Source organism: Streptomyces sp. JLBG701 (assembly GCF_058544905.1).
In genome coordinates, this window is sequence record NZ_CM178588.1 from 9971630 (window position 1) to 9985821 (window position 14192).

Annotated in this window: 10 protein-coding genes; 6 read left to right on the forward strand and 4 right to left on the reverse strand. The window is 71.1% G+C overall.

Annotation, left to right across the window (positions count from 1 at the left end; all coding sequences use genetic code 11):
* Positions 1 to 36: 36 nt before the first annotated feature.
* The 5 genes from AC5DRG_RS45550 (at position 37) to AC5DRG_RS45570 (ending at position 5205) form a co-directional block, all read left to right on the forward strand.
* Positions 37 to 1155: a Gfo/Idh/MocA family protein gene (locus AC5DRG_RS45550; protein WP_491806056.1), complete on the forward strand. Its 1119-nt coding sequence runs from the start codon at positions 37 to 39 to the stop codon at positions 1153 to 1155.
* 71 nt (positions 1156 to 1226) lie between these two features.
* Positions 1227 to 2558, forward strand: coding sequence for an ABC transporter substrate-binding protein (locus tag AC5DRG_RS45555; RefSeq protein ID WP_491806058.1), 1332 nt, complete (start codon positions 1227 to 1229; stop codon positions 2556 to 2558).
* A gap of 10 nt (positions 2559 to 2568) precedes the next feature.
* Complete coding sequence (locus AC5DRG_RS45560) at positions 2569 to 3549, forward strand: carbohydrate ABC transporter permease (RefSeq protein WP_491806060.1); 981 nt, start codon at positions 2569 to 2571, stop codon at positions 3547 to 3549.
* Positions 3539 to 4381, forward strand: a complete 843-nt coding sequence (locus AC5DRG_RS45565; protein ID WP_491806062.1) for a carbohydrate ABC transporter permease — start codon at positions 3539 to 3541, stop codon at positions 4379 to 4381. The genes AC5DRG_RS45560 and AC5DRG_RS45565 overlap by 11 nt, the downstream gene beginning before the upstream one ends.
* A gap of 23 nt (positions 4382 to 4404) precedes the next feature.
* The gene (locus tag AC5DRG_RS45570) at positions 4405 to 5205 is read left to right on the forward strand and encodes a sugar phosphate isomerase/epimerase family protein (protein ID WP_491806064.1); all 801 of its coding nucleotides are present in this window, start codon (positions 4405 to 4407) and stop codon (positions 5203 to 5205) included.
* A 33-nt stretch (positions 5206 to 5238) separates the two neighbouring features.
* Here AC5DRG_RS45570 and AC5DRG_RS45575 read toward each other — a convergent pair whose 3' ends face one another.
* From AC5DRG_RS45575 to AC5DRG_RS45590, 4 genes are all read right to left on the reverse strand, one after another.
* Positions 5239 to 6741: an AMP-binding protein gene (locus AC5DRG_RS45575; protein ID WP_491806065.1), complete on the reverse strand. Its 1503-nt coding sequence runs from the start codon at positions 6739 to 6741 to the stop codon at positions 5239 to 5241.
* Positions 6738 to 9026, reverse strand: coding sequence for a CaiB/BaiF CoA-transferase family protein (locus AC5DRG_RS45580; RefSeq protein ID WP_491806067.1), 2289 nt, complete (start codon positions 9024 to 9026; stop codon positions 6738 to 6740). The genes AC5DRG_RS45575 and AC5DRG_RS45580 overlap by 4 nt, the downstream gene beginning before the upstream one ends.
* 10 nt (positions 9027 to 9036) lie before the next feature.
* Positions 9037 to 9903: an alpha/beta fold hydrolase gene (locus AC5DRG_RS45585; protein ID WP_491806068.1), complete on the reverse strand. Its 867-nt coding sequence runs from the start codon at positions 9901 to 9903 to the stop codon at positions 9037 to 9039.
* 79 nt (positions 9904 to 9982) lie between these two features.
* A complete protein-coding gene (locus AC5DRG_RS45590) occupies positions 9983 to 10882 on the reverse strand; it encodes a LysR family transcriptional regulator (RefSeq protein ID WP_491806070.1) in 900 nt (299 codons plus the stop codon).
* Between the two features lie 226 nt (positions 10883 to 11108).
* Here AC5DRG_RS45590 and AC5DRG_RS45595 point away from each other — a divergent pair, with 226 nt between their 5' ends.
* Complete coding sequence (locus AC5DRG_RS45595) at positions 11109 to 14174, forward strand: DUF3604 domain-containing protein (RefSeq protein WP_491806072.1); 3066 nt, start codon at positions 11109 to 11111, stop codon at positions 14172 to 14174.
* Positions 14175 to 14192 lie beyond the last annotated feature (18 nt).

Here is a 14192-nt window from a genome sequence, read left to right on the forward strand (position 1 = left end):
GGATTCGCTCCGCGCGAACCAGACTTGGGAGACACGGTGAACCAACCCACCCCTCGCGCAAACATCGGCGTCGTCGGTGCGGGCGTCGTCTTCGACGCGTACGCCCGGGGGCTCGCCTGGTACGGCGATCTGCCCGTCGTCCGGGTCGCCGACATCGACGTCGGCAGGGCCCGCGCCAAGGCCGAACTCCACGGAATCCCCTTGTACGGCACGCCCGAGGAGCTCTACGCCGACCCGGACGTGGACGTCGTCGTCAACATCACGCCCCCCGTCGCCCACTGGGAGGTCACCCGGGACGCGCTCGCCGCGGGCAAGCATGTGTACAGCGAGAAACCCCTCGCGGCGACGGCCGAGCTCGCCCGTGCCAACCTCGACCAGGCGCGGGCCGCCGGCCGGGTCCTCGCCGGCGCCCCCGACACCTTCCTCGGCACGGCCGGCCAGACGGCCCGCGCGGCCGTCGACCGCGGTCTGATCGGCACTCCGTTCGCCGCGACGTCCTTCGTCCGGTCGCCCAGGGTCGAGACGAAACACCCCAACCCCGGGTTCTTCTACCAGCCCGGCGGCGGACCGACCCTCGACTGGGGCCCCTACCACGTGGCCGCCCTGGTGAACCTGCTCGGGCCCGTCGCCGAGGTCGTCGGGACCAGCGCGATCCCGACTCCCCGGATCACCGTGACCGCGCCGGACCGGGTCGTCGACGAGGTCGAGGTGACCGTGCCGACGACCACCGCCTCGATCCTGCGCACGGTCTCCGGTGTGATCGTCTCCACCCTCTACAGCTTCGACATCTGGGACATGACGCTGCCCCACATCGAGGTGTACGGCACCGAGGGCACGCTGAACATCCCCAACCCGAACCACCACGACGCCCCCGTCCTCATCAAACGCCGTACGGACGCGGACTGGTCGGAGCTTCCCCCGGTGCTCCCGCCGACCTGCGACCCGGACGTACGGCTCTTCCGCGGGCACGGTGTGAACGACCTGGTCGAGTCGCTGAGCGGCGAACCCCTGCGCGTCTCGGGCGAGTTCGCGCTGCACGTCCTCGAAGTCCTTGAGGCCATCGAGCAGTCGACCTTCACCGGCGGGGTGCGTGCGATCAAGAGCACGGCTGTGCAGCCCGCGCCGGTCGCGGTTTCCGACTCCGACTCCGCCTGAGCTCCATTCCGGCCCCGCACGCCGGCCGCGGACCGAAGTACCAGCACGACCCACCCTCGAAAGGAACTCCCATGAAGCGTGCGATGCGCACGGCGGCACTCGCGACGGCGGCCGTACTGGCCGGCGCCGGTATCACCGCGTGCGGCGGCGGCTCGACCTCCTCGTCCGGCGCCGACACCATCACCTACTGGGCGACCAACCAGAGCGCCAGCCTCGACGCGGACAAGAAGATCCTCCAGCCGGAGATCGACAAGTTCACGCGACAGACCGGCGTCAAGGTGAAGCTGGAGGTCATTCCCTCGGCGGACCTGCTCAACCGCATCCTCGCGGCGACGACCAGCGGCAAGGGTCCCGACGTCCTGAACATCGGCAACACCTGGTCCGCTTCGCTCCAGGCCACCGGAGCCTTCGTGCCGTGGGACAAGGCGAAGCTGACCGAGGTCGGCGGCGCGTCCCGCTTCCTGCCGACGGCGCTGAAGTCGACGGGCGCCACGGGCGAGGACCCGATGAGCCTGCCGCTCTACACCAACGCGTACGAGCTCTACTACAGCAAGAAGCTGTTCAAGGCGGCCGGGATCAGTGCGCCGCCGAAGACCTGGAGCGAGTTCGTCTCCGCCGGGCGCAAGCTCACCAAGGACACCGACGGCGACGGCAGGACGGACCAGTGGGGGCTGGGCATGCAGGGTGCCTCGCCCTCGTACGCCGCGCACCTCGCGTACATCCTCGGCACCCAGCACGGCGCCGAGGTCTTCGACGGCCACACCCCGAAGTTCGCCGACGCGGGGATGGTCGACGGGATCGACCAGTGGCTGTCCTGGATGGGCGAGGACGGCATCGCCAACCCCTCGGACGCCGAGGTCGCCGACAAGACCGCGATGACGCAGAACTTCGCGGCGGGCAAGGCCGGGATGATCCTCGCCCAGGCCTCGACAGGTCTGACACTGGGCCAGTTCGACATGACGGCGGACGACTACGGCGTCGCACCCGTGCCCGCCCAGGACTCACCGCCCGCGGGTGGCAAGGACATCGGGTCCTTCGTCGGCGGGATCAACGTGGCGATCTTCAAGAACACCGGGAACCTCGACGGCGCCACCCGGTTCGTGAAGTTCCTGACCAGCGCCGGTGAGCAGGTGATCCTCAACAAGGTCTACGGGACGCTTCCCTCGGTCACCGACGCCAAGGACCCGGCGTTCGAGACCGCCGCACTGGCCGTGGCCCGCGACACCCTCGCCGACCGGTCCCGGCCGCTTCCGCAGATCACCGAGGAAGCGCAGTTCGAGACCCTGGTCGGCTCGGCGATGAACGGTTTCGCGGCCAAGACCGCGACCGGGGACCAGCCCGGGAAGGCCGCGATCCGGAGCGAGATGGACGCGGCGAACCAGAAGCTCGAAGCCGGCAGCTAGGAGCCTCACGATGGCAGTCATCAGTCCCTCCGGGACACGTGAGAGTCCCAAGACCCCGGACGAGCCGCGACGGCCCGAACGCGGGCGCACCCGGGGAAGCCGCCGGTGGATCCCGTACGTCTTCCTGCTCCCCGCTCTGGCGCTCGAACTGCTCATCCACTTCGTGCCCATCGTGCTCGGCACGGCGATGAGCGTGCTGAGGGTGACGCAGTATCAGATCAGCCACTGGTGGGAGGCGCCCTTCGCGGGCCTCGGGAACTTCAGGATCGTCCTGGACCTCGACGGCCCGACGGGAAAGTCCCTGCTCCAGTCGTTCCTGGTCACCCTCGCCTTCACGGCCGTCGTCCTGTCCGCGACCTGGCTCATGGGCATGGCGGCGGCGCTCGCCCTCCAGCGCCCCTTCCGCGGCCGGGGCCTGCTGCGGACGCTGTTCCTCGTGCCCTACGCCCTGCCCGCGTACGCCTCGGTCATCACCTGGCGTTTCATCTTCCAGCGCGACAACGGCATGCTCAACCACCTGCTCGGCCAGGCCGGGCTGAGCGACGGCAACCCGTTCTGGCTGATCGGCCAGAACGCGTTCTGGGCGGAGTGCGTCGTCGCCGTCTGGCGCATGTGGCCGTTCGCCTTCCTGTTCCTGATGGCCGGCATGCAGGCCATCCCGCAGGACGTGTACGAGGCGTCGAGCATCGACGGAGCCGGGCCCTGGCGGCAACTGCGGTCCATCACCCTGCCGTTGATCGCGCCGGTCAACCGGGTGCTGGTGCTCGTGATGTTCCTGCACACCTTCAACGACTTCAACACGCCGTACGTCCTGTTCGGCGCCGGGGCCCCGCCCGCGGGGGACCTCATCTCCGTGCACATCTACGAGAGTTCGTTCGCCACCTGGAACTTCGGCCTCGGCTCGGCCATGAGCGTCCTGCTCCTGCTGTTCCTGCTGCTGGTCAGCGCCTGCTACTTCGCCCTCACCCGGAGGAAGAGCCATGACTCATGACACCCCGGGCTACCGGCTGTTCCGGTACGTCACCCTCACCCTGCTGTCGCTGTTCGTCGCCACCCCGCTGTACGTCATGGTGACCTCGTCGCTGAAGTCGCTCCCGGACGTACAGGGCGAGTTCACCTGGGTTCCCACCTCGCCGACGTTCCAGTCCTTCGCCGACATCTGGCAGACCGTGCCGCTGGCCCGGTACTTCGTGAACTCGCTGATCGTGGCCGTCACCGCCACGGTGCTCTCGGTGCTGGTGGCGGTCTTCGCCTCCTACGCGATGAGCCGCTGGAACTTCCGCGGCGGCGCCACCTTCAAGGGCGCGGTGCTGGCCACCCAGATGTTCCCCGGCATCCTGTTCCTGCTGCCGCTGTACCTGCTGTTCGTCTACGCCGACCAGAACTTCGGCACCGACCTCGTGGGCACCCGTACCGGCCTCACCCTCACCTATCTGACCTTCTCCCTGCCGTTCGCGGTGTGGATGCTGGTCGGATACTTCGAATCGGTGCCCCGCGAACTCGACGAGGCCGCGAAGATGGACGGTGCAGGGCCGCTGCGCACGCTGCTGCAGATCATCGTGCCCGCCGCGACACCGGGAATCGTGGCCGTGTCGATCTACGCCTTCATGACGGCCTGGGGCGAGGTGCTCTTCGCCTCGGTCCTCACCAGCGAACAGACCCGCACCCTGGCCATAGGCCTGCAGGCCTACTCCACGGAGGTGAACGTCTACTGGAACCAGATCATGGCCGCCTCGCTGGTCGTGTCCGTTCCGGTAGTCGCCGGATTCCTGCTCCTCCAGCGCTACCTCGTCGCCGGATTCACCGCGGGGGCAGTCAAGTGACGTACTCGAAAGTGGAATTGGACATGCCCGCCATCGGCCTCCAGCTGTACACCCTGATGGACGTCCTGGCGGACCGTCCCGCCGCGCTCGCCAGGATCGCCGCCCTCGGGGTGACCACGGTCGAGCCCTTCCGGCTGGGCCGCAGCGACCTCGACCGAGCCGCACGTCTCGCCCACGCACGCTCCCTGAAGGCCGACATCGACGCCGCCGGACTGACGGTGTCCTCCACCCACGCCCGGCTCCCCGACGCGGAGGACCCCGGCTGGTTCTTCGAGGAACTGGCCGAGCTCGGCGCCCCCGTCGCCATCGCCTCCACCCCGGACGCGCTCCCCGGATTCACCCGGGACGCCCTGGTCTCCACCGAGGGAGTGCTCCGGTACGCCGACCGGCTGAACGCCCTGGCCAAGGCGGCGGCCCCGCACGGTCTGCGGGTCGGCTACCACAACCACGAGTGGGAGTGGACCCGGCTCGACGACGGCCGGTACGGCTACGACGCGCTCTGGGACGCCCTCGACCCGTCGGTCGTCGCCGAGGTCGATCTGTACTGGGCGCAGACCGCCGGCCAGGTGCCCGCCGAGGTGGTCGGCAGGCTGGGCGAACGGGTGCAGTTGGTCCACGTGAAGGACGGACCGGCGGTCCGCGGCGAGCCGCAGGTCGCGGCCGGCCAGGGCACGGTGGCGCTGGCCGACGCCCTCGACGCCGGCCGGGACTCGATCCGTGCGCACATCATCGAGGCGGACGGGATCGCCGAAGGGGCGGACATCTTCGACCTGGTCGCCGGCAGCGTGGCATGGCTCAAGGCGCGCCGGGCCGGCCCGGAGTGAGCCGTACGGCGTCGCACGGGGTCACCTCATGTCTCATCCGGGGTGGCCCCCGACGCGGTCCCAGGTGCGGGCCGTGACGCCGCGTTCACGCAGAAGACCCTTGCGGACCTTGCCGGTCTCGGTGAGTGGCAGGGCCGGGATCGTCTCGATGTACCGGGGTACGGCGAACGCGGGCAGGTCCCGCGCGCAGTGGCGGGCGAGGTCCGCCGGATCCAGTACGCCGCCCGGCCGGACCACCACCGCGACCATCACCTCGTCCTCGGCCAGTTCCGAGGCCACCGGGAACGCGGCGGCCTCGGCGACCGCCGGATGGGAGCGGACCGCCGCCTCGACCTCGCAGGAGGAGATGTTCTCGCCGCGGCGGCGGATGACGTCCTTGACGCGGTCGACGAAGCGGAACCAGCCGTCGGGCTCGCGGATCACACGGTCGCCGGTGCGGCGCCAGGAGTCGGGCCGCTGCGGCGGCTCGTCGAGGTAGCCGGTCGAGAAGGCGTGCAACTGGTGGGTGCGGACGAGGAGTTCGCCGGGGGTGCCGTCCGGGACGGGCGCCAGGTTCTCGTCGACCACCCGCGCGGAGAAGCCCGGGCGCAGGGTGCCGATGTGTCCGGGCCGGTACTCCTCGGGCGTGGATCCGATGACGAGGTTCGTCTCCGTGGAGCCGAACCCGTCCACGAGGGTGACACCGAAACGCCCCCGGAACGCCTCCCACGCGGCGGCCCCAGTCGCTGGGGACAGGCCCCGTCGTACCTGATGAGCACGGTCGTAGGGGCCGGGCGGCTGTGCCAGCAGCATGGGGACCATCGCGCCGAGGAGGTGGACGACCGTGGCGCCCGCGTCCGTCACCCGCGACCAGTGGCGTGAGGCGGAGAAACGTCCGTCGACGGCGCAGCTCGCGCCGACCGTCATGGCCTGCGCCAGGGTGTTGAGGGCGTTGGTGTGGAAGAGCGGGAGGCAGGTGTGGAGCGTGTCGTCGGAGGTGAGGCGCAGGGAGTCCGCGACATTGCGGCCCCACCAGACGAACTGGGCCTGTGGGCAACGGACTCCGCGTGACAGACCGGTGGTACCCGAGGTGAAGAGGACGGCGGCGGTGTCCTCCGGACGGACCGGGGCGGGCGGGACCGGGCCGGTGACACCGGGCACGGGCACGTCCGCCCCGCCCGCCACCCATACGACGCCCTTGTGGCCCGCCTCGACCGCGAGCGGCGCCAACTCGGCCTCGGCATAGAGGAATTGAGGTCGCGCCTCGTGCAGCACGTGCCGCAGTGACTGTCCCCGCAGCGCGGTGTTCAGGGGCACGGCGACCGCGCCGAGCCAGGCGCAGCCGAGGACCAGGTCGACGAGTTCGATCCGGTTGGACAGCAGGACCGCGACCCGGTCGCCCGGCCGGCAGCCGTGTGCCGCGAGGGCCCCGGCCATGGTGGCCAAGGCCTCGCGGGTCTGGGCGTACGTCCGTGTCGTGGCCCCCATACGCAGGAAGACCCGGTCGCCGAACCGCTCCGCGGCCGCGTCGACGAGTTCCGGCACGGTCTCTCTCACCGCAGCACGCCCGCCTCCCGCAACCGTCGAAGCCGCTCGGGCCCGATGCCCGCCACGTCCCGCAGCACCTCCTCGGTGTCGGCCCCGAGGAGCGGAGCGGGCCTGCGGATTCCACCCGGTGTCCGAGTGAGCCGGATGGGCACGCCCTCCTGGAGGAAGGCCCCTGCAGCCGGATGCTCCACCCGGACGTAGAAGCCGCGTGCCCTCAACTGCGGGTCGTGCTCGACGAGTTCACGACCGTCCTGCACCGCCCCCGCAGGCACCCAGCGCTCCTGCAACAGCTCGGCGGCGGCGTCGGCGGGCAGGGTACGCGCCCACTCCCCGAGTACCCCGTCGATCAGGGCGCTCTCGCGCCTGCGCCCCTCCGCCGCCAACAGCCGCTCGTCGGCGGCCAGTTCGGGACGGCCGAGCACCTCGCACAGGGCCGCCCACTCCTCGTCCGAACGCACACTGACGGCCAGCCAGCGATCCGCGCCCAGGCTCCGGTACACGCCCTGGGGGCTCCACCGAGGGTGCGTGTTGCCGCTCGGCGACCGTGCCGCCGTGAGCAGACTCGTCCCCATGTGGGAGGCGATCGCCTCCAGTTGGGACAGGTCGATGTGCTGACCCCGGCCGGTCTCCGCCCGGTGCTCCAGCGCGGCGACCGTGGCCAGCGCGCCTTGCAGACCCGCGACGATGTCGCCGTGGCCGTAGATCACACCCACCACCTCGTCCGGCCCCCAGCCCGTGAGCCCGGTGAGCCCGCCGGCGGCCGAGACCGTGTCGGCGTACGACACCCAGCCGGCGCGCGGACCCGTGTGGCCCATGCCCGACATGCTCACGTAGATGATGCCGGGGTTGATCTCGCGCAGTGTCTCGTAGCCGAGGCCCAGCTTCGTCATGACCGTGGCGCTGAAGTTCTCCACGAGGACGTCGCAGGAGGCGATGAGGTCGCGCAGCACCGCCACGCCCTCCTCGGTGCGGGTGTCGAGCGTGATGCCGCGCTTGTTCCGGTTGACCTCGTTGAAGTAGCCGTTGGTGTCCGGGTCCGTGTGGGGGCCGCGCGAGAGGTGCATGAAGGGCGCGAAGCGGGTCGGGTCGGGGCGGCCCGCGGACTCGACCTTGATGACCTCGGCGCCGTGGTCGGCCAGGACCTTCGTGCAGTACGGGCCGGCCAGCACCCACGTCAGGTCCAGGACCCGTACGCCGTCCAGGGCGGGTGCGGTGGGGGAGTCGCCGGTGACCGGGCGCACCGTGCGCGCCTCGTCCAGCAGTGCCTGGTCGGCGCCCTGGCCCGGCACGGTGAGCGAGGTGATCCGGTGGCCCTCGGGGAACGCGAACGGGAAGCCCAGGTCGGTGCGGCCCTCGACCTCGGTGAAGAAGCCGCGGGCGATGAGCTGGGGGTTGTCCGGGAGTTCATGGGGCAGGTCCACCGCCGCCCAGGGCAGCTTCCTGGCCTGGGCCCGCTCCGCGAACTCGGCCTTGGGCCAGGCGCCCACGAAGTCCTGGACGACCTTGAAGACATGCTCCTGGTGCTTCTTGCGCTCGACGGGATCCTGCCACCGCGGCTCCCCGAGGTCGGCCTCCGCGCCCTCCTCGCGCAGCCACGCCAGCAGCGCGTCCCACATGCGCGGGCTGCCGCCGAGACCCCCGCCGAGATACCCGTCGGCGGCCCGGAACAGCCCGTGCGGAACGAGGGGGTGCACCCGCCCCGGCCGTGGCGGCACCCGGTCCTCGTGCAGGTAGGCGAGGGCGCCGGCTTCGAGAGCGGCCGCGACGCACGCCTGCGCGGAGACGTCGATGAGCTGCCCCGGGCCCCGGCGCCGCGCCCGCAGGCCCAGCAGGACGGCGATCGCCGCATTGACACCCGCGAGGTGCTCCGCCTGGTTCTCGGGCAGCCGCAGGGGCGGGCCGTCGGGATCGCCGACCTGGGCGAGCATCCCGCCCAGCGCGGCCACCACCAGATCGGTGCCCTGCCAGCCGCTGCGGGGGCCGACCAGACCGAAGGGGGTCACGCGTACGTGGACGAGGTGGTCGAGGCCGGTCACGTCGGCACCGTCCGGAGTCCCGTCCAGCAGGACGTCGGCGCCTGCCAGCAGTCGGCGTAGATCGTCCGGCGCGGAAGCGATCACCGAGCGCTTTCCGGCGTGCCAGTGGGCGAAGGCGGCGGCGTCCTCGTGCCGGTCGGCGTGGCCTTCCGGGGGTTCGACCAGCACCACCTCGTGGCCGATGCCGACCAGCAGTCGGCCGGCGAACCGGGTGAAGGGGCTGGTCAGTTCGACGACTCGCGGGGTTGCTCCAGTCACCTGTCCTCCGTCAGCCGTGCCGCTGGTTCAGGAAGCCGCTGACCACGCTGTAGTAGTCGTACGGCCGCTCCTCCTGGGGATGGTGGGAGGCCTCGCTCATCACATGCAGGTTCCCCTTCGGGATCATGCGCGCCAGCATCAGTGGATAATCCGGGGTGAGGAAAGCGTCGTACATGCCCCACAGGAAGAGCACCGGCGCGGTGATGGTGCCGAGTTCGGCGGTCAGGTCCTGCCAGTCGCCGCGCGGGTTGTCGGAGGCGCCGGCGAGCGCGGTTTCCTCGGGGTCGAGGCTCTGCTCGTAGCGCAGGTCCACCGTGCCGTCGGGGATCGCGTCGGCGTCGTACCACTCAAGGCGTGCGATCAGCTCCCGCATCTTCTGGCGGGACGGGCCGGTGCCGCCGTAGTAGACGTCCCGGGCGTTGCGGCCGCGGCGGCCGCCCTCCGGGAGCGGGGCGAGGGGGCCATGGAAGACCGGCATGCTGCCGGTGATGACCAACGACCGTACGCGCTCGGGGTATTTGGCGGCCAAGTTGAGCGCGATGGTGCCGCCCCAGGAGTTGCAGACGAAGTCGGCGCGCTCCACGCCGAGGGAGTCCAGGAGGGCCACGGTCTTCGCGGCGTGGTAGTCCCACATGGGGCCCTCGATGACGGGCTTCGCGGACTTGCCGTACTGCAGGATGTCGACCAGGAAGCAGGAGCGGTCCGCGGCGAACAGCGGTGCCACCTGGCCGAAGTCCGACCAGCCGGTGCAGCCGGGGCCGCCCCCGTGCAGGAAGACCGTGGGACTGCCCTCGCCCAGCTCGACGTAGTGGTACTTGACGCCGTCCGCCTCGGCGTAGGCACCCTCCGGCGGGGTCTGAATCTTCATGAGGTCCATGGCCCCGATCGTCCGGGGACGGCGGTGTCCGCCCAAGCGAACCGTTCTGCTGAGCGGGCCGATTCCGAGGACGGGGTCGCTACGCCGGGGCCTGCTCCGGTCGGTCCGGGACCTGGCCGCACAGCTCGACGAACCGGGTGGCCGCGGGGGACAGTTGCTCGCAGCGCCACACCATCACGGCGCTGCGGACCAGGCGTGGCGTCGTCGGTACGATGACCGCTCCCTGGCCGGCCGCGTCCGCCGCGAGCCTGCGCGGCAGCAGGGCGACGCCCGCACCGGCCAGCACGAGCGGGACGATGGCGGCGCGATGCGTGGTCTCCACCGCGATGCGGGGCGGCCTGCCGTCGATGGTCAGCACACTGTCGACGAGGGCGCGCATGGCGGTGCCCTCCGGTGTCGAGATCAGCGGGAACTCCGCCAACGCCGCGACGCCCACGGCCTCTTCGTCGTTCTGTGGGGTGCCGGGCGGCAGCACCGCGAAGAACTGCTGCACGGGCAGGCGGAGATGGTCAAGGCCGTCCAGGCCGACCGGGGACTCGGCAAGACCCAGCTCGCACTCCCCGGTACGGACCATCCGGGTAACCGCGTCGTCGTGTTCGGGGTCGACGACCCGGATGTCGACCAGCGGGTGCTTCTCACGGAAGCGGGCGATCAGGTCGGCGAGCGGATCGACGGCGAGGGTCGTCAGCGCGACGATGTCGAGCCGTCCGCCGGCCAGTTCCACCACGCTGTCCACCGAGGCCCGCGCGGTGGCGAAGTCCCGCAGGATCTGTTGGGCCGGGCGGACCAGCGCCTCACCGGCCGCCGTGAGGCCGACGCCGCGGCCCAGCCGGTGGAACAGGGTCGTGCCGAGGTCGCGTTCGAGAGCCCGGATCGCCTGCGACAGGGAGGGCTGGGCGACCCGCAGCCGGCGGCTGGCATTGGTGAACCCTCCGCTGCGAACGATCGCGAGGAAGTACTCCAGTTGGCGACGCTCCATAGGCAGATGCTATGGGTGCGGTCAAGAACTGGTCTTCCTTCACCGGGCGAACCCGTTGTTCGGGCCGGTGCCTGGGCGGGATCGTTTTGCGCCAGCAGGGGTTCTCCCGCCGGCAGGCGGATTTCCCGCCGGGGGGCAATGGCGCCTTCACTTCGCTGCCTTCCGTTCCTCCTGCCTTCCTTCCTCTTCCACTGGTCAACCCCTGCCCTCGAAGGGACGCCAAGCGATGACGAGTTGCTGCGGCATCGACCACCACCAGGCTGGCTACACCGAACGCCAGCGCGTCGACCTCGACCGTGTGCTCGCCTTCAACCGCCTTCTGGCCACGGCCATCGACGCGTGCACGGACATCTCGGCCGTGGTCGCCACCCTGGACCCGGATCCGCTGCGCTACATGTGGGTCGACGAGGGCGGCGGTCGGCTCACCGAGTATCTGGCCGCAGGACAGCGGGAGTTGAACGCCGCGGTACCGCTCGCGGGACATCGCAGGGTGGCCGGACGGATGGTGTGCGGGCAGCGTTCGGCGGCCCGGCCGGCGGTCGCGGCGACGGACGACGGCCGGGTTCTCTACGCGTGGATCGAATGGCAGGAAGGCGTCGGGGAACGCGTCGTCGCGGCGCTCGCGGACGGCCCGGGCGCCGAGGCGCTGCCCGTCGTACTGGACGACGAGCCGTCCGACTGCTTCCGTCCGTCCGCCGTCTTCGACGCCGAGGGCGCCGCCTGGGTCTGCTATGGGCGGGCGGACCGGGACGGCCGAGTGGACGTCTGGGCACACCGCCACGATCCCGCCACCGGGTGGGGTGCCGCGGAGCGGGTGAGCGAGACCGGGCACCCGTCCTTCAACCAGGAGATCGTCGTCCACGCGGACGGCGACGTCGAGGTGGTGTGGCAGGGCCCGTACGAGGCCGGCTTCGGCATCTGGTCCCGGCGTCGGCACGACGGGGTGTGGGGGAGCGCCCGGCTGGTCAGCGAGGGGGCGGCGGGCAACGCCTGGGATCCCGCGGTGGCGGCGCTGCCCGACGGCGGCAGCGTGTACGCGTGGTCGGAGTACGTGGCCGGGTCGTACCGGGTCGTGGTGTGTGTCGCGGACGGCTCGGGGACCCTTGGCCCGGTGCGTCCGGTGAGCTCGGGCACGGACTACGCGCTGCACCCGAGTCTCGCGGTGACGGTGGACGGCGGGATCTGGTGCGCGTTCGACCTCATCGCGGTGCACGGGCACGGCGGTTCCGGTCCGACGCGGCTGCGTCCGGAGTCCGAGCTCGCTCAGGCGCCCCGACTGCCCGGCATGCGGGACAGCGGCGACGCCGTACCGCCGGAATTGCTGCCCGAGGTGACGGCGTCCCTGCGCGTCGTACGCGTGACGGAGGAAGGGCTGCTGGAGCCCGAGGGCGTACTGGCCGAAGCACTCGACGTGGTCCCGGGCGGGCTGCCCCGGCTGGTCGCGGACGCCGGCGGCGGGCTCACCGTCGCGTACCGCACCCACCGGCGGCTGCCCCTGATGACGTACTACTGGGAGGCCGCCGCGCAGACACTCGGCCCCGACGGCTGGTCGAAGCCGGTCACCTTCGGCAGCAGCGACGGCACGCTGGAGGAGGTCGCGGTGGCACGCGCCGGTGACGGCGTGGTGCTGGCCTGGCAGACCGACGGCCGCCTGGAGCGCAGCCTCACCTGGACGGAGGGCTTCGGCGGCCGGGAGTGTCCCCGACTCCTTGAACACCAGGGGTCCGTGGTGTGGCACGGCATGCACGGCGTCGGCGCGATCGGCACCGCTGTGCTGCCCGCCACCGGCCAACCCGCACAGGCCAACCGCCCGTTGGAAGTGGTAGCAGGCAACGACCGCCGCGAGGCCCGCTCCTGGGCCGCCACCGAGTCCCCGCGCTACCGGACCGACGTGGACGGCAGCGAACTCACCCTCTACTGGGGCGACTTGCACCGCCACTCCCTGGTCAGCCGCTGCACCTCGGGCGACGAACCCTCCCTTGAGGACTTCTACCGCTACGGCTGGGACGTCTGCGACTACGACTTCTGGGCGGTCACCGACCACTCCGAGAACAGCAGCGCCTACCAGTGGTGGTCGATCCAGAAGATCGCCGACCTGTTCCGGGTAGAGGGCCGCTTCGTTCCGCTGTACGGATTCGAGTGGACCGGCAACACCGGCCACCAGAACGTCATTTACGGCTCCGAGGAGCGCGGCGCACCCATCTACTCCTCGTTCGCCGCCGGTTCGCGGACACCGGACGAGCTGTGGGCGAGCCTGCGGCGCCATCCGAGCTATCCGGCACTCACCATCCCGCACCACCCCGGCTCGGCGATGATCCCCTACGACTGGGACTACTACGACCCCCAATTCCTGCGCCTGGTGGAGGTGTTCCAGGCCTGCCGCGGCAACTACGAGGGGCAGGGCTGCTTCCGCCAGTACTCGGACGGCACGCTCGACGGGACGTTCGTGGTGGACGGACTGCGCCGGGGACACCGCTTCGGGCTCATCGCCAGCTCGGACCACGGCAACGGCGCCAGCTATGTCGGCGCGTACGCCGAACACCTCACCAGGGACGGCGTGTTCGACGCCCTCCAGGCACGCCGGGTGTTCGGCGCGACCACCCGCGACGTCATCGTCGACGTACGGGTGGGCGGCGCCTTCATGGGCAGCGAGATCCGGCACGACGGGCCCGTCGACATCGAGGTGTACGCCCACGGGTTCCGCGACCTGGCACGGATCGAGCTGGTCCGCGGCGGCGAGACCGTCCGGAGCCTGTCACCCGACCTGAACCTGCCGGACGGCTGGCTGGAGCTGCCGCTGCGGGTGGAGTTCGGCGGCAGCGGCGTGACCACCGACTGGAGCGGACGGCTGCGGATCGACGGCGGCAGGGTGCTGCGGACGCCGTACTGGGGCCCCGAGGTGACCATGGCCGACGAGACCGAGGTGCGCTGGACGGCGTCCACCAAGTCCTTCGGCGAACCGTACGGCTCCCAGCGCGGCGGGATCGAACTGACCCTGGTCGGCCCGCCGGAGGCCACGGTCGACCTGAAGACCGCGCAGGGCGGCACCACCGTGTCCCTCGGCGACCTGTGCTCCGGAACGGTCGAACTGCCGGGCGGGGACGGCGGGTTGCTGTCCCTGGGACGCGGCACCGGCGGGCTGACCTCGCTCGGCGGCACCGAACGGCGGCTGACGTGGACGGACGATCCCGGCGGCCCCACCCACTACTACGTACGAGTCATCCAGATCGACGGGGAGATGGCCTGGTCCTCTCCCGTCTGGGTCGACCCCGAGGAGCCGACGGGGGCGTGAACCCTCAACCGATTCACC

Coding starts and splice junctions, on each gene's coding strand:
- AC5DRG_RS45595 (WP_491806072.1), top strand. CDS start 11,109: ATGACGAGTTGCTGCGGCATCGACCACCACCAGGCTGGCTACACCGAA.
- AC5DRG_RS45570 (WP_491806064.1), top strand. CDS start 4,405: ATGCCCGCCATCGGCCTCCAGCTGTACACCCTGATGGACGTCCTGGCG.
- AC5DRG_RS45555 (WP_491806058.1), top strand. CDS start 1,227: ATGAAGCGTGCGATGCGCACGGCGGCACTCGCGACGGCGGCCGTACTG.
- AC5DRG_RS45590 (WP_491806070.1), bottom strand. CDS start 10,882: ATGGAGCGTCGCCAACTGGAGTACTTCCTCGCGATCGTTCGCAGCGGA.
- AC5DRG_RS45585 (WP_491806068.1), bottom strand. CDS start 9,903: ATGGACCTCATGAAGATTCAGACCCCGCCGGAGGGTGCCTACGCCGAG.
- AC5DRG_RS45565 (WP_491806062.1), top strand. CDS start 3,539: ATGACTCATGACACCCCGGGCTACCGGCTGTTCCGGTACGTCACCCTC.
- AC5DRG_RS45560 (WP_491806060.1), top strand. CDS start 2,569: ATGGCAGTCATCAGTCCCTCCGGGACACGTGAGAGTCCCAAGACCCCG.